Source organism: Campylobacter volucris (assembly GCF_008011665.1).
In the GTDB taxonomy this organism is placed as follows: domain Bacteria; phylum Campylobacterota; class Campylobacteria; order Campylobacterales; family Campylobacteraceae; genus Campylobacter_D; species Campylobacter_D volucris_A.
The window spans coordinates 29153-46937 of sequence record NZ_VOWJ01000002.1; the positions used below are offsets into that span (position 1 = coordinate 29153).

Here is a 17785-nt window from a genome sequence, read left to right on the forward strand (position 1 = left end):
AAATTAAAAATCTTTCAATAAAATTATGAAAAAAAATGAAAGGAAAAAATGAAAGCACTAGCACTTTTTAGTGGTGGGCTTGATTCTATGCTTGCTATAAAACTCATTACTTCTCAAGGCATAGAGGTTAAAGCTCTAAATATCAACATAGGATTTGGTGGAACAAGCGATAAAAGCGAGATCATGGCTAAACGCGCTGCTATGGCAGGAGCCAGCTTTGAAATGATAGATGTAAGAAATGCTTATTTACAAGAAGTTTTGTTTAATCCACAATATGGATATGGGAAACATTTTAATCCTTGCATAGATTGTCATGCTTTTATGTTTAAAACTGCTCTTTCTATGTTAAAAGATGAAAATGCTGATTTTATCATCACTGGAGAAGTTTTAGGCCAACGCCCTATGAGTCAAAGAAATGATGCTATGGCAAAGGTTAAAAAACTAGCACTTGATGAAGAAGATCTTATATTGCGTCCTATGTGTGCTAAAAATTTACCTTTAACCAAACCTGAGCGTGAGGGTTGGGTTGATAGGCAAAAACTAGAAAATATCAGCGGACGCAGCAGAAAAAGACAACTTGAACTAGCTGCCAAATTTGGATTTGAAGATTTCGAAAGCCCTGGTGGTGGCTGCTTGCTTACACTTGAAAGCTTTGCTAATAAAATTAAAGATTTCATAAAATTTGATAAAAATATGCAAGTAAATGATGCTCAACTTTTAAAATATGGTCGCCATTTAAGACTTCCAAATGGCTCTAAAATGATTATTGGAAGAAATGAATTAGAAAATCAATTTTTAAAAGAATTAAAAACTCAAAAATACGAAGAATTAAAACTTTTTGATTTAGTAGGAGCTTATTCTTTAGTGGATGAAAATATAAATGATGAGGATTTAAATTTAGCTCTTAGTATAGCACTAACCTATGCTAAAACTAGCCCAAATACTCCTTATAATATAGGCTTTAAAGATAAAATTTTCCAAAGCTTAGCTTTTGAAAGTAAAGATAAAATTCAAGAATTTTTCATCAACTAGCTCTACAAAGGTATTAAAATACCTTTGTATTTTCATTAATATATTAAAATTTGCAAAATGACTTAACTTGCTTTAGCTAAAAATATTTGAACTTTATAATAAGTAATTTTTGCTAGAAAAATTTTAAACAATAACTGAAAAATTAAATTAAAACCACTCTTGTTTTACTTAAAAGATTATATAATTTTATCGACAATTTAAAAGGAGAAAAAATGAAAAAGAAGATGATTACTTTTTTAGCAGTGTTAGGTTTTTCAAGTTTTGCTTGTGCATCAGATGGAATATATGGAACAATAATTGATATTAATGACAACACAAAAACAATTGTAGTAGATACCACTTATGGCCAAAAAATAAACATGAAAGTATTGCCAAATACAGAAATAGATATGGATGATTGTGGAATTTTTGGTATGGATAAAACTGGAACTTTTGCTGACTTAAAAGTGGGCAACTTTATAGAAGCTGAACCTTTCCATTCAAATACTCAACAACCCTTAGATCAAACGCAAAATATTACAGTTAAAGAAATCAAAATAGATTGTAAAAAAAGAGCTTACTAAGATTTTTGATGTAAAATAACTCCAAAAAAGGGGTTATTTTATGAAAATTTTCTTTATTTTATTATTTTTTACTAATTTTGTCTTTGCTTATAAAGTACAAGGTATTTTAAAAAATACCACTCAAAATACTCTTAGCTTGCAAACTAATTTTGATAACAATCTCATCATAACCATACTCCCTCAAACAACAATCAGTATTTATAGCTGTGGAATATTTGGAAATAACAAAAAACAAGGCAATATTCAAGATTTAAAAAGAGGAAGTATAGTAAAAATTAATGGGCAAAAAAATGGTAGTATCATCTTAGCTAAAGATATTTTAGTTGAATGCAAATAAGAGCTTACTAAAAAGCTCTTAAAAACTATTCTTTATTAATTTTTTCTATATATAGACTTTGTGATGGAAAAGCAAAGCTAAGGTTATTTTTTTCTACAATCTTCATAAATTCTAGTAAAATAGCCTGTCTTGCTTCTCTAAAACCTCTAGCATCTACTGCTTTAGTATAAAAATAAACTTCTATATCTATAGAACTTGCACCAAAACCATAGACACTCACATATGCAGCATTTTTGTAACCTTCTAAATCATTAACAGAAACTAAATTTTGTCTATATTTAGCACGACTTCCACCTTTTTTCAAAGCACTATCATCTACTTGAGCTATCAAAGGACTATTCGCTAGTAATTCTTTTATATCCTCAACACATTTTTCTAATTGTTCGGGTTTTGCATCATAAGTAACACCAATAAACATTTTTACATGCCTACCAATTTTTCTTTTACTCCAATTTTTAATATTAGTTCCCATAATGGTAGAATTTGGTAAAAATACCAAAGAATTATCAAAAGTTCTAATCGTAGTCTTTCTAAGACCTACCTCTACTATAGTTCCTTCTACACCAGAAATTTCGACCCAATCGCCTTGATTAAAACTATCGTCAAAAAGCAACAACACTGATGCAAAGAAATTTGCAATGATGTCTTTTGTGGCCAAAGCAACTGCTAAACCACCTATACCCAAAGAAGCAATTAATGCAGATATATTAAACCCTAAATGAGCCAAAATAAACAATACAGCTATAATAATAATAATAAAATATAAAATTTTAATGATTAAATTTACAACTTCTCTCTTACCACTTTTTTCTGCTAATTTTGCAACCACAACCATACCATAGCTATCAAAGATATTAATTGCAAGCCATGCTGTTAAAACTGCATAAACAATATATAAAACATTACTAATTCTAATATCTACAGGAGCTGGATAATAAATAATAGTGAAACAAATTCCTAAAGCATATATAAACAAAAACCATCCAACAGGTCCTTGTAGTTTTTCTAAAAAATGTGTTTTTATGTCAATATTATCCGAATTTTTACCAAACAATCTAATTAAGAAAAAATATAAAATTTTTGCAAGATAAAATTTTAAAGAATAAAAAAATGCTATCACGGCTATAGAAATAACAATTTTACCAAGATTTACACTTTCTACAGATGTTTGTTCATTGATATAATTAATTGCTTTTTGTAATCCCAATTCATTAAATAAAAAATTAGTTTCTAATAAACTAGCGTTATTTCTTAAATATACTAATATCTCATTATAAGATTTTAGAATATTTTTTAGATTGTTTTCGCTCGATTCTAAAGCTTTAAGTTGTTCTATATCAACAATTTTTTCTTTATCTAGGGAAAAATCAAAAGACACATCTTCTTTTAAAGAATCAATACTTTTATCAATCACACTTCTAATTTTATCACTTTGCGCTCCTTGTATAAAAATTGCTTCAAGTGCAAAAATAGAATGATAGAAATGCTCCCCTGATATCAAGGTTAATAGTTTAATTTTTTTATCAACATATTCATAATATCTTTTTTTAACTTCTGCGATTTTGATTTCGTGCTCAAGTTTTTGTTTCATACTTAAAAATTCATTTACTTCTTTATCATCAATCTTTTGAGACACCATTCTTAGTGGAATTTTAGTAAGGATGTTTTGTTTTTGTTTTTCTATCTCTTGAACATTATCCTTAAATTCACTAATATTAGAATCACCATTTTTAAAACTTTCCAACATCAAATTTAGCTCTATATAATTTTGAACTAAAGCAAAAATACTATTTTTATCTTTAAAAGTATGTTTATCTTCTGCATATGAAGCACCTACTAAAAAGATAAACAAAACAGCAATAAAAATTCTTTTCATTTTCCAGTCCTTTCTTGTATTAATGTAAAATTTTCTGATTTAAAACTATATTCATAAATTTCACCTGTTTCAATGATATAGTACCAAGCATGAAGCTCGATTTCATTGTTATTTAAAGCTTCTTCTACACCAGGATAAGTAAGTAAATTTTGCAAAGAATTAACTAAATTCATTTTTTCAGTCATCCAAGCTCTCATAGCTTGATCTTTTTTAGCTATTTTACCAACATCTTCTTTTATAGGCTCAAGCAAAGTGAGCCATTTTTTAACATTTGGAATTTTTTTTAATTCTTCTTCGCTAGCATATAAAGCTGCACACCCTCCACAATTGCTATGGCCACAAACTATAATATTTTTAATATGCAAAGAATTAAAAGCATATTCTATAGCAGAAGTTGTTGCTAAAAAATCATCCCCTACTCTATATGGAGGGACTATATTTCCAATATTTCTAATTACAAAAAGCTCTCCTGGACCTGTATTTGTAATCAAATTTGGTATAACCCTAGAATCAGCACAACCAATAAAAAGAGTATGTGGATTTTGTTTATTTTTTAAACTTTCAAATAACTGAGCATGTTCTTTAAAATCTTCTTGCATAAATTTTAAAGCACCATTAATCAAATTTTTCAAAAATTTCCTTTACAAAATATCATTGTAAAATTATACTAAATATTCCTATTTTGTTTATAAATAGATAAATTTATTTTTTGTTATATTTTTGTAAGATTTTAATCTTTTATTTATCTTTTTTTTGTAAATTTAGAATCTCAAAACTTAAATTTGGAGGAAATTAATGAGTCTTTATGACAGAGATTATTCAAACTCTAAAACCCAAGAATTTGAAAATTACACTAGAAGTGATTTGGGTATTTTTATAAAACAAACTTATCAGCTTTTTGCTGCTTCATTATTAGCTGCTACAGCTGGAGCATATGTAGGAATTTACGCATTAGCTCATCTTTTTGCACAATCTCAAGCAACTTTTTGGATTTTATTTATTGTTGAAATTGGTTTATTGTTTGCATTGCAATGGAAAAAAAGAGAAGCTCCTTTAAATCTTATATTACTTTTTGGATTTACATTTTGTTCTGGGCTTACTCTAACACCTCTTTTATATTCAGTATTAGCAATGCCAAGTGGGGCTGATATTATAGCTCAAGCTTTTGCTTTAACGACAGTGGCTTTTGGAGCACTAAGCGTATTTGCAATGAATACAAAAAAAGACTTTACTATGATGGGTAAAATGCTATTTGTAGCCTTAATAGTAATTGTAGTAGCTTCTTTAATCAATCTATTTTTTCAGAGCTCACTTTTAAGCTTAGCTATATCAGGAATTGGGGCAATATTATTTTCATTTTATATTCTTTATGATACACAAAATATCATAAGAGGAAATTATGAGACACCTATAGAAGGTGCTGTTGCTCTTTATCTTGATTTTGTTAATCTTTTTATTTCTCTTCTTAATATTCTAAGAAGCTTCAATAATAGATAAAATTTGCGAGATTTTTTCTCGCAAATTTATTTTCATCTTTTCAAGTTAATATCAAGCTTTTTAAGTTAAAATACCTTTTTTATAACACAAGGAAGATTTTATGACTACTCTTTTGATTATTTTACAATTTGCTATTGTTGTTATTATTTGTATTGCTGTTTTACTACAAAAAAGCTCTAGCATAGGACTTGGAGCATATAGTGGGAGCAATGAAAGTTTATTTGGGGCAAAAGGCCCTGCAGGATTTTTAGCTAAATTTACTTTTATTATGGGCATATTACTTATCGCAAACACTGTTGCTCTAAGCTATATGTATAACAATTCTAATTCAGATTCTTTGGCTATAAAAGCTGAACAAATTTTACCAAAAACCCCAGAAGTAAATGCAAGTGTGCCTATGGCGCCTATTACTCAAAAAGTAGAAACAAACACTAGCAAATAAAGGAAAAAACATGCTAAATGAGATTTATACTAAACAAAAACAACAATCAGACAAAAGCTTAGAAAGTTTAAAAAAAGACTTCACAACCATTAGAACTGGAAAAGTAAATATCAATATCTTAGATCACGTTCATGTTGATTATTATGGTAGCTTAACTCCTTTAAACCAAGTAGCAACAGTCTTAGCAACAGATGCTTCAACCATAAGCATCACTCCATGGGAGAAAACTATGCTAAAAACAATAGAAAGTGCAATTGCTGCTGCAAATATAGGGGTAAATCCAAATAATGATGGAGAGAGTGTAAAATTATTCTTTCCACCTATGACAAGAGAACAAAGAGAAGAAAATGCCAAAAATGCAAAAGCCATGGGAGAGAAAGCTAAAATAGCTATAAGAAATATCAGAAAAGATGCAAATGATAGCATCAAAAAGCTTGAAAAAGATAAAACAGTTTCCGAAGATGAAGCAAAAAAAGCTTATGACGAAGTTCAAAAATTAACCGACAATTACACTACTAAAATCGACGAATTAGTAAAAAATAAAGAAGCAGAGCTTTTAAAGGTCTAAAATGAATTTAGAGCAAATTTATAAAGATTGTGGTGCTTATTTACAAGGGCATTTTTTATTAAGTTCTGGTAAGCATTCTAAATTTTATCTTCAAAGCGCTAAAGTTTTAGAAGATCCAAAACTTGCCGGAAAATTATGTGATGAGTTAGCTAAAATCATTGCAAGCTACAACATTACTTTTGATACTATTTGCTCTCCTGCTCTTGGTGGAATTTTAGCAGGATACGAACTTGCAAGGGCTTGTAATAAACGCTTTATATTTACCGAACGCGTAGAAGGCATAATGACTCTTAGACGCGGATTTGAAGTAAAACAAGGTGAAAAATTTATAATTTGCGAAGATATTATAACCACAGGTGGTTCTGCATTAGAAAGTGCTAAGATTATTGAAAGTTTAGGTGGCAAAGTTGTCGGTTTTGCAGCATTAGCAAATCGTGGATTTTGTTCTGTTAAAAATTTAAATAACCCTAGAAAAGAAAATGCTAAATTACCTGATGATTTACCTCTTTTTGCGCTAGGAAATTTTGAATTTGAAATTTATGAAAGTAATAATTGCCCGCTATGTATAAACGGAAGTAAAGCTATCAAACCAGGTAGTCGTGGTAATTAATGAAAACAAAAGCAAAGATCGCTTCTCGTTTTTTAAGGTTTAAAGCCTTTTTGATAGATATATTTTTACTTTATGTACCTATTTTGTATTTATTTTATTTTGCTTTAGGCTCAAAAGAAGCTTTTTTAAACAATCAATTTGTTATATTTTTATGTCCTTTGCTTTTTGGACTTTTGCAAACTTTATTTTTAGCAAAATCAGCTCAAAGTCCTGGATTAAAAGCTTATGATTTATATTTAATTGATATAAAGACTGGGAAAAAGTTGAATTTTTCCCAAATCATTTTTAGATATATCATATTTATAATCAGTTTTGGCTTACTTATAGGATTTATAGTAAGTTTTTTAAGAAAAGACACGCTTGCTTTACATGATGTATTAAGCCAAAGCACTATTGTCGTAAAGGTAAAAAATGAATAGAAAAAGAATCTACAACCCAAAATCAAACGAAACACTAAATGATAGAAAAGTATTTAATGGTAATCCTCATGGAATTTTAAATTTCACCAAAGCAAAATATACTTGGGCATTAAAACTTTGGGATTTGATGGAAGCAAACACTTGGTTTCCAAAAGAAGTTGATACCACTAAAGATGCATTAGATTATCGCTGTAATCTCACCACTGCAGAAAAAAGAATGTATGATCTTGTATGGTCTCAGCTCATTTCTATGGATAGTTTTCAAACTAATAATCTAGCGGATAATATCAATCCTTACATAACCGCACCTGAAATCAACGCAGTTTTAGCAAGACAAGCATACGAAGAAGCTAATCACTCAAAATCTTACGCAGTAATGGTTGAGGCAATCTGTGAAAATACAGATTTAATTTATGAAATGGAAAAACATGATGAAACCTTAAGAGAAAAAAATGATTTCATTTCAAGCATTTATGAAGAATTGGCAGGTGAAGTAGATGATAATAAACTTTTACTAGCTATGGTGGCAAACCAAATTTTAGAAGGAGTGTATTTTTATAGTGGTTTTACAGCTATCTATGCTTTGGCTCGCGCAGGTAAAATGCTAGGTTCAGCTCAAATGATACGATTTATCCAAAGAGATGAAATTACTCATTTATTATTATTTCAACATATGATTAATTCAACTCACAAAGAAAGACCAGATTTATTTAACGATACTAATATCAATAAAATTTATGATATGTTTAAAAAAGCAGGAGAGCTTGAAATAAAATGGGGTAAATATATCACTCAAAATCAAATCATGGGATTTACTGATGATATTATAGAAGAATATATACATTATCTTGTAGATCAAAGACTTAGCGCAATCAATCTTGATAAAATTTATAATGCTAAACATCCTATTAAGTGGGTTGATGATTTTTCTAAATTTAATGATCAAAAAAGTAATTTCTTCGAAAGCAAAGTAACCAACTACTCCAAAGGTAGTTTAAGTTTTGATGATTTTTAAATCTCAAAGCTTAAACTATATAAATTAAATTTTTAGTTATTTTTTTATTAATATTTTATATTTATTTAATTTTTTAATATAAAATCACTTATTTTAATTAATTTCTTAGGAGATATTATGGAGTTTTTAGAACTTTTATTAATTCTAATTGCCATAATCTTAATGATAGTAAAACCAGAAAAAGAAAAATTGGCTTTTTCTATACTTGTAGTATCATGGGGTATTATGGTATTTGACTATTTAGGTCGAAAATCTGGCGCAATTTTGGGCTTAATGAATCTATAAGGTGGATAAAATGTGTGATATTAATAAAACTAAATTCTTTTATTTTTTAATGTGTTTAGCAGGATTTTTAATCATATTACTGCCTGTTGGGATTGCAAATTTAATTTTTGGCTATATTCTTGCTGATAGTCCTTGTACTTCTTGTTGGGGTCAAAGAGAATCTATGATTTTCATCGGTGTTGTTGCCTTATTTATAGTGCGTTATGGTTTAAAAGGTAAATTTTTAGCCTTTATGTTAATTGCAACCGCATTTGGCTTATGGCAATCATTTAATCATATTAGTTGGCATGCTCATCGCGATCTTGATCAAGGCTTTGGATTACCTATTTTTGGACTACATACCTATTTTTGGGCTGAAGTAGTATTTTGGGCTGTTGTTTTACTATTGGGCGTTATTTTTGCCTTTGCTCCGAAATTTGGATCTTTTGAAAAAGAAATAAATGGAGAAAAATTCAGAAAACTTACAAAATTTAACTTAGCTGCAATGTTTATTGTGGTATTTATTATAGCTTCAAATGTATTCCAAGCTTTTGTAAGTACTGGACCAATTCCATATAGCGGTCAAGGAGATCCTGTTAGATTTAGTCTTAATCCAAAATATATTATTTGGGATGATTCAGGGTGGAGTAAAAGTTGGAAAAGTGTTTCTTTCCTAGGAAAACGCGATGTTAAAGATCCTGACTTTGCATTTGCTCCAGCCAATGAAAAACTTGGAATCACTTTTGATAACAATATTAGCCACTCTCCCTTTGTAAAAATTGATGAAAATTTAAAAATCATCAATGAAACTAAATTAGACTTTAATAAACCTTTAAACACTATTGATTATATTAATGGTGAATATATAGCTAGTTCAAAATATGATGTATATTTTTTAGATGATAATTTTAGCATTAAAGAAGATTTTATTTTAGATCCATATTTTTCAGCTACCATAAATCCAATCATTGGAATCATTCCTTATCTAGAAGATAAATACATCTTAATGGGATCAAACAAAACATTTTTAAGATTTGCTAAAAATCCAAATGCCGACGATGCCTTACAATATGCTAATTTTATAAAAGGTTTTGATAAATTTGAAGGTCAAGGTAAAGACTTGGGTCGCGGAAGAATAGACACAATAAGGGCTAAATTTAATCATATAGCTAGTATGACAACAGATGGTAATTATATATACACTGCAACAGTTCCAAACAATAAAGATGCAAAAACATTTGTAATTTCTAAAATTTCACTAGCAGATAGAGTTCTTTCAGCAGAATTTACCCCGAAAGCAAAATTAAAAGATAAAGCTAGTTTAGGCGATCTTTATATTACTTCCATGACTTATAAAAATGGCAAACTTTATGCGATGAGTAAAAAATATAATACCATTGCCGTGATTGATCTTAACAAAGAAGAAGTAATTGAAACTTTATCTTTCCCAGAAAATATCACCAACGCAAGAAGCTTATTTTTTAAAGATGGTAAAATACATATTTTATCTTACCAAGATAATACAAATATTCTTTACATGCTAGATTAATTCTTAAGGCTATAAAGCCTTAAGAATTTAAGCTTTATAAATAAAAATTAAGATAAAATAACGCTTTTATTCAAGGGGTTGTTATTGAATCATATATTTGAACAAAAACAATGTCAAACCATGGCAGAAGAAATTAAAAAAAATACCTTTATCAATGAAGAATTATTTAAAGCATTTTGCTCTACACCTAGAGAAATTTTTTCTCCATTAAAAATACATGCTTATAGGCTTGATGCACTTCCTTTAATGGGAAATCAATGGATTAGCTCTCCGCTAACTGTAGCAAAAATGACTATGGCCTTAGAATTTAAAAACGCCGATAGTATATTAGAGATAGGCTGTGGAAGTGGTTATCAAGCTGCGATTTTGAGCAAGCTCATACGAAGAGTTTTTACTATAGAACGCATAGAAAAATTAGCAACTAGTGCTATAGAAAAATTTAAAAAATTAAATTATCAAAATATACATGTAAAATTTGATGATGGCCAAAATGGATGGAAAAATTATGCTCCCTATGATAGAATTTTACTTTCTGCTTATATAGAACATATTCCAGATATTTTATTTGATCAGCTTGAAGATAATGGGATCTTGGTTGCCCCAATGCTCATAGGAAACCAACAATTTATCACAAAATTTACAAAAAAAAATGATGAAATTAACAAAGAGATTTTGGAAGAATGTTTATTTGTACCTATTAAAGATGGCAAAGAGTAATTAAAGTGTTATTTTTAGAACAACAAAACCATATTTATCTATGTATTCATTCTCTTATGTAAATCCAAATTTTTTATAAAAACTATAGGCTTGTTTATTATCTTTATTTACTTTTAAATTTCAAATCATATTCATTTAAAGCTTTAGACATCAAAGTAGAATTAATACCTTGATAAAATATTAAGATTTTAAAAATAACATTTCGATTTTTTTCTCATCAAACACTAAAAAATCATTATTTCATTATAAAAATAATAAATTAACTATTTTTAGATCAAAAAATCTGCAAATCTGAAAGTTCTTTTTTATAGCATATTTGCCAATTTTTAGATAAAAAATAACGAGAATGCTTGATACTATCTTCCCATATAAGTATCAATTTGTTTTGTTTAGATAAATATAATTATTTTTACATAAACTTTCCATATGATATATTCTCCTATAATTACAAAAAAAAGATATGCAATGAGAATAAAATCTTATTTACAAATACTTTTTTCTAATCAGCATGCTTTTTACCTATAAATCTATTCCACAAAATACTCCTCATAGAAATTTTACCAATAAAGATAAATGGAAAAATTTATAAAATTGAGTATATTGCAAAAGTGGATTTAACTAATATTTTACAAATCTCGACACCAAAAATACTATCAATAAAAATCATTCTTTAGAGTTTAACTATCTTGATGATTCTTTTAATCAAATCAATGATAAATACTATAAAAATACATTTACTAGGAATGAAAGCGATTTTGCATTAAATAGAGTAAATTATCATTTATCCCATTTTTTCATAGTTTCTTCTAAAATTTTCTTTAAATAAACAATCTTATCATTTAAAAATTCATTTTAATCATGTTAATCAAAAATGTAACATATCAATAATAATTGTATTTTTCCAAAATAGATAAAGAAAATAGATTTTAGAAAAATTACTCATATTTGCGATAAATTTTAAATCAAAAAAATTACTACCAAACAATGCCAATTATTTTTATATATAAAAATAAACTCAATTAACATGCTACAGCCAAAAAATCACCTGGGTAGCATTAAAAGAAAATTTCAAATCTTCCAAAAAACAAATTTAAATCATAAAATCTTTAATGGGCAAAAATGAAAATCTCAAAATAATAAAAACAGAAAAAATAATTAAACAAACAAAACTTGTTTAATTATTTAAAAGAGTTTGAATTTTTTCTAAATTAACTCTAAAAAATTTGAAATTCAACTCGCTAGATATTTTTAGATCTACAAAAAAAGGATTTTTTAGACATGCTATAAGTAAAAAGTCATCTTTTTTTACTATTTTTTGTATAGAAAAATCTTTGTCTTTAACTTTTTCAAAAATATCATTTGTCGTCCCTATGTCTTGCTTTAAACTCTTGCTACAAAGCAAAATACCACAAAAGAAATTTCCAAATTCATCTTTAAATTTCACATCATACAAAGTAAAATTTTTAAAAACAAAAGAATTTTGAGAATGATAAGTTTTTAAAGCACAACCAAAACCAATTTTTTCAAAATCTTCTTGTTTAAAACCTTGTTTATCAAAACTAGCATTGTTTTGTTTTAAGAATTCTTCACACATTTTAAACACAAGTTCATTACGACCCCACATGAGTTTTTTTCCTAAAATTCTAAAAAACAAAACTCCGGTTAAACTTGCTCCAAACAAAGCAATAATAAAATCTTTGCTAAATTGAAATATCAAAAAAAATACAACCAAAGCTTCAGCAAATGCTAAAATTTGCAAAGCTTTGAGTCTTTTGTTTAAGGCTATTCGTATAGCTTCAAAGTCCATTAAGACTTAGCCTTTTCCATTCTTTTTCTTTGAGTAGGATCTAAATATCTTTTTCTAACCCTTATATTTTGAGGCGTAACTTCTACTAATTCATCTTCTTCTATCCACTCTAATGCTCTTTCAAGGCTTAATTTTCTAGGTGGGACTAATTTTATAGCATCATCGCTTCCACTTGCTCTAACATTGGTTAGATTTTTACCTTTGATAGGATTTACATCTAAATCATTTGGACGAGAATGCTCACCTATAATCATACCTGTATATACTTTTGTTTGAGGCTCTATAAATAACACCCCTCTATCTTGAAGATTAAATAAAGAATATCCCAAAGCTACTCCATTTTCCATAGATACTAAAGCGCCGTTATTTCTTTTTTCAACCGCTCCACTAAATGGACGAAATTCTAAAAAGCTGTGATTCATGACACCTTCGCCTTTAGTATCTGTTAAAAATTGCGATCTAAAGCCTATAAGCCCACGCGCTGGAATTTCAAATTCTAATCTTGTTTGACCATCTCCTGTTGGAGTCATAGTTTTCATTTCAGCTTTTCTTTTTCCAAGTTTTTCTATCACAACCCCTGTAAAATCATCAGGCACATCAATTACCAAATGCTCAAATGGTTCGGTTTTAACCCCATCTTCAACTTTTACTATAACCTCAGGTCTTCCCATGCAAAATTCAAAACCTTCTCTACGCATATTTTCAGCTAAAATAGTTATTTGAAGTTCCCCTCTCCCACTTACTTTAAATTTACCCTCACCCGTATTTTCATATTTCATAGCTATGTTTGTTTTCATTTCAGCTTCTAAGCGTTCTGCTATTTTATTTGATGTTACATGCTTTCCTTCTGTTCCTGCTAGCGGTCCATCATTTACTGAAAAAACTATACTTAAGGTAGGCTCTTCTATGTGCAAAGGATCAAGTGGCAAAATATTGTTTGGATCACATACACTATCTCCTACATCTAAAGCTTCAAAACCTGCTATTGCTACTATATCGCCACAATATGCTTCATCTATGTCCATTTTTTCTAAGCCCATAAAACCTATAAGTTTTGAAACTCTTCCATTTACTTTTGTTCCATCAGCCTTTGCCAAAGTAACGCTTTCATTTTTCTTTACTTTTCCATTAAAAATTCTAGCAATTCCTATTTTTCCTACGAAATTATCATATCCTAGAGTAAAAACTTGAAGCTGCAAAGGATTATCTATGCTTCCACTTGGTGCTGGAACGCGTTCTAATATGGTTTTAAATAATGGCTCCATATTATTGCTATCATCTTCTAAATTTAATTTTGCATAACCATTTTTAGCAGCTGCATATACCACAGCAAAGTCAAGTTGTTCATCGTTTGCTTCTAAAGCCACAAAAAGATCAAAAATTTCATTAATCACGCGTTCTGGGTCTGCTGCTGGTTTGTCTATTTTATTGATAACTACTATTGGTTTAAGTCCTAAAGATAAAGCCTTTTTAACTACAAATTTAGTTTGAGGCATTACTCCTTCTTGAGCATCAACTAAAAGTAAAACCCCATCTACCATTTTTAAAACACGCTCTACTTCACCACCAAAATCAGCATGGCCTGGAGTATCTATGATATTTATTTTAGTGCCTTTATAATCTATAGCCGTATTTTTAGAAAGTATGGTTATACCTCTTTCTTTTTCTATATCATTACTATCCATTACGCGTTCAGCTATTTGTTCGCGTTCGCTAAAAGTTCCTGATTGTTTTAAAAGTTCATCTACCATAGTAGTTTTACCATGATCAACATGCGCTATAACTGCTATATTTCTTATGTTATCCAAATTATTCTCCAAAACTTAAATTTAAAGTAAGATTATATATAAAAAATACTTAAAAATTAAATCTAAAAAATTGGAACACTTATTGCTTTTAGTGCAATAGTTATTATTTTTAAGGAGAAAAATATGTCAAACTTAGATACTCAAATCTTAAACACTAGTTTAGAAAAACAAGGAACTTCAGTTTTAAATAGTGTATATTTTATGGAACTTTTAAATTATTTAGAAGTTGTAAAATCAGAAGAAAAAGAATTAAATTATGCAAAACTATCAGGTCAGATGAGTGAAATTTTAGATGATGCTCACAATGAAAATGCTATCTTAAATGCTAAAAATATAGAAGAATTATTAGTTGTATTTAAAAATTTCAATCTTTCACATGAAAATCTTAAAGTTGATTGCGTAATGCAATTGCAAAATTTATTCCCGAATTTAGCAAAGAGTAATTTTATTATAGGTTAATTTATGTCAAATGTGCAAACAAGCGAGGCTTTAAATTTATTAAGCCTCACTCCAAAAAATGAAAATATCACAAAAGATCAAGAAAAAGGCGATGGAGAAGAATTTTTAAAATCTTTAATCCAAGCAATTGATGAAAAAAGCGCAAGCTTACCAAAAGATTACAAAACTCCAGAAAAAAAAGATGCTAAAGATATAGCTTTATCAAATGACACCAAAACTCTTGATGAAAAAGATGCTTTAAAATTATTTGAAAATGCGAATTTTATGCAGATTCTTTCTTTACTAGAAATATTACAAAGCAATAGTAAAGATATAAAATTAAATAAATTGGTCAAAGATAATTTTGCTTTATTAAGTGTTGAAAAAAACATTCACAAATTAAAAAGTATTAAAAATATTAATGAACTTTTAAATATAGCTAAAGATTTAGGTTTAAATATTAAAAATATAAAATTTGAGCAAATAAAAGATTTAAAAGAAGCTTTTCCGAATTTAGACAAAAAAGGATTTTTTGATATTCCTAAACAAAGCAATACAAATGTTTTTCAAGATTTAATTAATCAAAAGATTTCAAACTATTTAAAAGAAGATCCTGCTAAAAAAAATACTTTTAATAAAACCAAAGAAAACGATTCAATATCATTGCTATCATCAGCTTTAAAAAGCATAGACTTGTCTAAAAAAATTAAAGAGCTTGATAAAAAAGATGATATTAAAAAACTTGACTTAAAAGAACATATCGATGAAAAAATTCAACTTAACAATGAAAAAGAAACAAAAGATAAAAAAATTATCGATAATCCTTTAGAAGCAACCAAAACAAAGACTACTTCTAAATTAAATGATGTAGAAATTATCAATCTTGCTCAAAATTCCAATAAAGATTTAACTCAAGATAAGAAAAAAATTGATAAAAAAATAAACATAGAAGAATTAAAAACAACGGATAATGAAGAAAATTTTGCAAAAAAAATAAGCTCTGTTTTAGAAAATTCAAAAGAATTAAAAACTGAGCCTACCAATACAAAAAATCAAACTTCACAAGTTCAACAAGCTCAGCAAATTCAGCAAGAAAATAAAATAAATTTAGAAACTTTGTTAAATTCTCAAGATAAAACTTTAAAAACTCAAAAAAATGAGCAAAACTCTACCATATTTGATGATATATTTAAAAACACTCAAGAGCATACAAAAAATGATGAGCAAACACCGCAAGAAAATTTAAATTCTTTTGTAAAAGATGTGAATAGAGTATCAAATAATTTTATAAAAAATCAAAACATACCGATGAAAGAAACTTTTAATGATTTTGCTCAAGAATTTAAAGAAAAAGTAGAAAGTTATAAAGCACCTATTACTAGATTTAGCATTACTTTAAATCCTCATAATTTAGGAGAAGTTGAAGTAACATTGGTTCAAAGAGGATCTAATCTAAACATTAGTTTTAACTCAAACCAAAACACGCTAAATCTTTTCATACAACACCAAGCAGAATTTAAAAATGCTTTGGTGAATATGGGATTTACAAACCTGGAAATGAATTTTAGCGATCAAGGAAGAAAAGAACAAAATCAACAACAAAAGCACAAGCAAAGTAACAATCACAAAGAAGATCAGGTGAATTTTGAAAAAGAAATTCAAGAAAAACATAGTTTAGAGATGGTTTTGGCAAAATATTTCTAAATGGAATATTTTTTGCTTAAATAATTAAAAAACTATAAAAAAGGATTTTTATGTCAAATATTAACACTCAAAATTTGCAAAGTCTTTTAGATGCTAATGCAAGAAATATTCAAAGTCCTTTAGCTGCTAGTGCTAGCACAAGAAGTGCTCAAGATGCTTCAAACGATAACACGGATAATACAAGAGATTTAAAAAATACAAAAGATAATTCTCATATAGAAAAGGGCAATGATGGTATAGTAAGCAATCCTGGTGCAGAACTTGATAAAGATGCCTTTTTGAAACTTCTTTTAATAGAACTTCAACATCAAGATCCAACAGATCCTATGGATACAGAAAAAATGCTTACACAAACAGCCCAACTTTCGGCACTTGAAATGCAAGATAATACAAATAAAACCATGACACAATTAGTTTCAGCAATGACTAAACTACAAAATTCTATCGCAGCAAGTACCGGTATGAGTGCATTAGCCGCTGTTGGAAAACTTGCAACAGTTAAAGACAATTATCTCATAGTTGCAGATGATGATATACAATTTCAAATCAATATGTATTTGCCTAAAGAGCCTCAAAAAGGTAATAAAACAAATATTGATACCAAAGAATTTGAACTTAAGAAAAATGGTGAAGATAAGCTTGATATCACAGGTAAAGTAGATAAAGAAGTTGCAAAACCTGGAGATACTATCCATATTAAATTAAAAGATGATAAAGGTCAAGAAGAAACTATTCAAGCTGTAATAGGGGAAGATCAATCATTTAAAATATTAGGTTATAAACCAACTGTTGATATCAAAACCGCAAAAATTGATTCAGCATATAAATCAGATAACGCTCCTGTTACTTTTACAATTTATAACGAGGCCGGAGATCCTGTTAGAACTATGAGTGTTAAGGATATGAGTGCAGGTATGAAACAAATAGTATGGGATAGAACAGACGATAGTGGAAATCCTGTACCATCAGGAAAATACTATGTTAGAGCAAGTTATGTAGCAGATAGCGGAGAAACTGTTAATTCCACTTATGGTGCATATCCTATAACTGGTGTTAAATTTGAAGAAGGTGAAGCTTTAGTCGGTATGGGTGGTAGCTGGGTTAAATGGGAAGATATTAAAGAGATTACAGGATAAAAT

Annotated in this window: 19 protein-coding genes; 15 read left to right on the top strand and 4 right to left on the bottom strand. The window is 28.3% G+C overall.

Annotation, left to right across the window (positions count from 1 at the left end):
- Nucleotides 1-48 precede the first annotated feature (48 nt).
- From FPD38_RS00210 to FPD38_RS00220, 3 genes are all read left to right on the top strand, one after another.
- On the top strand, nucleotides 49-1032 hold the full coding sequence (locus tag FPD38_RS00210; RefSeq protein WP_147554817.1) for an MnmA/TRMU family protein: 984 nt from the start codon (nucleotides 49-51) through the stop codon (nucleotides 1030-1032).
- 212 nt (nucleotides 1033-1244) lie between these two features.
- A complete protein-coding gene (locus tag FPD38_RS00215; protein WP_187153061.1) occupies nucleotides 1245-1595 on the top strand; it encodes a hypothetical protein in 351 nt (116 codons plus the stop codon).
- Between the two features lie 40 nt (nucleotides 1596-1635).
- Nucleotides 1636-1932 (top strand): hypothetical protein, encoded by a 297-nt coding sequence (locus tag FPD38_RS00220; RefSeq protein WP_147554818.1) that lies wholly within the window; start codon nucleotides 1636-1638, stop codon nucleotides 1930-1932.
- Between the two features lie 25 nt (nucleotides 1933-1957).
- Here FPD38_RS00220 and FPD38_RS00225 read toward each other — a convergent pair whose 3' ends face one another.
- Nucleotides 1958-3808, bottom strand: coding sequence for a mechanosensitive ion channel family protein (locus FPD38_RS00225; RefSeq protein WP_147554819.1), 1851 nt, complete (start codon nucleotides 3806-3808; stop codon nucleotides 1958-1960).
- On the bottom strand, nucleotides 3805-4440 hold the full coding sequence (locus tag FPD38_RS00230) for a carbonic anhydrase (protein ID WP_147554820.1): 636 nt from the start codon (nucleotides 4438-4440) through the stop codon (nucleotides 3805-3807). Before FPD38_RS00230 ends, FPD38_RS00225 begins: the two co-directional genes overlap by 4 nt.
- A 163-nt stretch (nucleotides 4441-4603) precedes the next feature.
- Here FPD38_RS00230 and FPD38_RS00235 point away from each other — a divergent pair, with 163 nt between their 5' ends.
- The 9 genes from FPD38_RS00235 to FPD38_RS00275 all read left to right on the top strand — a co-directional run bounded on the left by FPD38_RS00235 (nucleotide 4604) and on the right by FPD38_RS00275 (nucleotide 10889).
- Entirely contained in the window at nucleotides 4604-5305 is a 702-nt protein-coding gene (locus FPD38_RS00235; protein WP_147554821.1) for a Bax inhibitor-1/YccA family protein, read from the top strand.
- A 100-nt stretch (nucleotides 5306-5405) separates the two neighbouring features.
- Complete coding sequence (gene secG / locus FPD38_RS00240) at nucleotides 5406-5747, top strand: preprotein translocase subunit SecG (RefSeq protein ID WP_147554822.1); 342 nt, start codon at nucleotides 5406-5408, stop codon at nucleotides 5745-5747.
- 10 nt (nucleotides 5748-5757) lie between these two features.
- The gene (frr, locus tag FPD38_RS00245) at nucleotides 5758-6315 is read left to right on the top strand and encodes a ribosome recycling factor (protein WP_147554823.1); all 558 of its coding nucleotides are present in this window, start codon (nucleotides 5758-5760) and stop codon (nucleotides 6313-6315) included.
- Nucleotide 6316: 1 nt separating this feature from the next.
- Entirely contained in the window at nucleotides 6317-6925 is a 609-nt protein-coding gene (pyrE, locus tag FPD38_RS00250) for an orotate phosphoribosyltransferase (RefSeq protein WP_147554824.1), read from the top strand.
- Nucleotides 6925-7344, top strand: coding sequence for an RDD family protein (locus FPD38_RS00255; RefSeq protein WP_147554825.1), 420 nt, complete (start codon nucleotides 6925-6927; stop codon nucleotides 7342-7344). The genes pyrE and FPD38_RS00255 overlap by 1 nt, the downstream gene beginning before the upstream one ends.
- Nucleotides 7337-8359, top strand: a complete 1023-nt coding sequence (locus tag FPD38_RS00260; protein WP_147554826.1) for a ribonucleotide-diphosphate reductase subunit beta — start codon at nucleotides 7337-7339, stop codon at nucleotides 8357-8359. The genes FPD38_RS00255 and FPD38_RS00260 overlap by 8 nt, the downstream gene beginning before the upstream one ends.
- Before the next feature lie 117 nt (nucleotides 8360-8476).
- Nucleotides 8477-8644 (top strand): disulfide bond formation protein Dba, encoded by a 168-nt coding sequence (gene dba / locus FPD38_RS00265; protein ID WP_147554827.1) that lies wholly within the window; start codon nucleotides 8477-8479, stop codon nucleotides 8642-8644.
- Nucleotides 8645-8654: 10 nt separating this feature from the next.
- Nucleotides 8655-10172: a disulfide bond formation protein DsbI gene (gene dsbI / locus FPD38_RS00270; protein ID WP_147554828.1), complete on the top strand. Its 1518-nt coding sequence runs from the start codon at nucleotides 8655-8657 to the stop codon at nucleotides 10170-10172.
- A gap of 93 nt (nucleotides 10173-10265) precedes the next feature.
- Nucleotides 10266-10889 (top strand): protein-L-isoaspartate(D-aspartate) O-methyltransferase, encoded by a 624-nt coding sequence (locus FPD38_RS00275; RefSeq protein ID WP_410002915.1) that lies wholly within the window; start codon nucleotides 10266-10268, stop codon nucleotides 10887-10889.
- Nucleotides 10890-12063: 1174 nt separating this feature from the next.
- On the opposite strand, the gene FPD38_RS00280 is transcribed toward FPD38_RS00275, so the two are convergent.
- Entirely contained in the window at nucleotides 12064-12696 is a 633-nt protein-coding gene (locus FPD38_RS00280; RefSeq protein WP_147554830.1) for a poly(A) polymerase, read from the bottom strand.
- Nucleotides 12696-14504, bottom strand: a complete 1809-nt coding sequence (typA, locus tag FPD38_RS00285; RefSeq protein WP_147554831.1) for a translational GTPase TypA — start codon at nucleotides 14502-14504, stop codon at nucleotides 12696-12698. The genes FPD38_RS00280 and typA overlap by 1 nt, the downstream gene beginning before the upstream one ends.
- Before the next feature lie 123 nt (nucleotides 14505-14627).
- Here typA and FPD38_RS00290 point away from each other — a divergent pair, with 123 nt between their 5' ends.
- The 3 genes from FPD38_RS00290 to FPD38_RS08090 are packed head-to-tail and all read left to right on the top strand — an operon-like array spanning nucleotide 14628 to nucleotide 17782.
- The gene (locus tag FPD38_RS00290; protein WP_147554832.1) at nucleotides 14628-14963 is read left to right on the top strand and encodes a hypothetical protein; all 336 of its coding nucleotides are present in this window, start codon (nucleotides 14628-14630) and stop codon (nucleotides 14961-14963) included.
- 3 nt (nucleotides 14964-14966) lie between these two features.
- Complete coding sequence (locus tag FPD38_RS00295; RefSeq protein WP_147554833.1) at nucleotides 14967-16646, top strand: flagellar hook-length control protein FliK; 1680 nt, start codon at nucleotides 14967-14969, stop codon at nucleotides 16644-16646.
- A 50-nt stretch (nucleotides 16647-16696) separates the two neighbouring features.
- Nucleotides 16697-17782, top strand: coding sequence for a flagellar hook capping FlgD N-terminal domain-containing protein (locus tag FPD38_RS08090; RefSeq protein ID WP_187153062.1), 1086 nt, complete (start codon nucleotides 16697-16699; stop codon nucleotides 17780-17782).
- The last annotated feature ends 3 nt before the right edge of the window (nucleotides 17783-17785 follow it).

Bases quoted from the DNA above. Each gene is read 5' to 3' on its own strand.
- FPD38_RS00210 (WP_147554817.1), top strand. From the start codon at position 49: ATGAAAGCACTAGCACTTTTTAGTGGTGGGCTTGATTCTATGCTTGCT.
- FPD38_RS00215 (WP_187153061.1), top strand. From the start codon at position 1,245: ATGAAAAAGAAGATGATTACTTTTTTAGCAGTGTTAGGTTTTTCAAGT.
- FPD38_RS00220 (WP_147554818.1), top strand. From the start codon at position 1,636: ATGAAAATTTTCTTTATTTTATTATTTTTTACTAATTTTGTCTTTGCT.
- FPD38_RS00225 (WP_147554819.1), bottom strand. From the start codon at position 3,808: ATGAAAAGAATTTTTATTGCTGTTTTGTTTATCTTTTTAGTAGGTGCT.
- FPD38_RS00235 (WP_147554821.1), top strand. From the start codon at position 4,604: ATGAGTCTTTATGACAGAGATTATTCAAACTCTAAAACCCAAGAATTT.
- secG (WP_147554822.1), top strand. From the start codon at position 5,406: ATGACTACTCTTTTGATTATTTTACAATTTGCTATTGTTGTTATTATT.
- frr (WP_147554823.1), top strand. From the start codon at position 5,758: ATGCTAAATGAGATTTATACTAAACAAAAACAACAATCAGACAAAAGC.
- pyrE (WP_147554824.1), top strand. From the start codon at position 6,317: ATGAATTTAGAGCAAATTTATAAAGATTGTGGTGCTTATTTACAAGGG.
- FPD38_RS00255 (WP_147554825.1), top strand. From the start codon at position 6,925: ATGAAAACAAAAGCAAAGATCGCTTCTCGTTTTTTAAGGTTTAAAGCC.
- FPD38_RS00260 (WP_147554826.1), top strand. From the start codon at position 7,337: ATGAATAGAAAAAGAATCTACAACCCAAAATCAAACGAAACACTAAAT.
- dba (WP_147554827.1), top strand. From the start codon at position 8,477: ATGGAGTTTTTAGAACTTTTATTAATTCTAATTGCCATAATCTTAATG.
- dsbI (WP_147554828.1), top strand. From the start codon at position 8,655: ATGTGTGATATTAATAAAACTAAATTCTTTTATTTTTTAATGTGTTTA.
- FPD38_RS00280 (WP_147554830.1), bottom strand. From the start codon at position 12,696: ATGGACTTTGAAGCTATACGAATAGCCTTAAACAAAAGACTCAAAGCT.
- FPD38_RS00290 (WP_147554832.1), top strand. From the start codon at position 14,628: ATGTCAAACTTAGATACTCAAATCTTAAACACTAGTTTAGAAAAACAA.
- FPD38_RS00295 (WP_147554833.1), top strand. From the start codon at position 14,967: ATGTCAAATGTGCAAACAAGCGAGGCTTTAAATTTATTAAGCCTCACT.
- FPD38_RS08090 (WP_187153062.1), top strand. From the start codon at position 16,697: ATGTCAAATATTAACACTCAAAATTTGCAAAGTCTTTTAGATGCTAAT.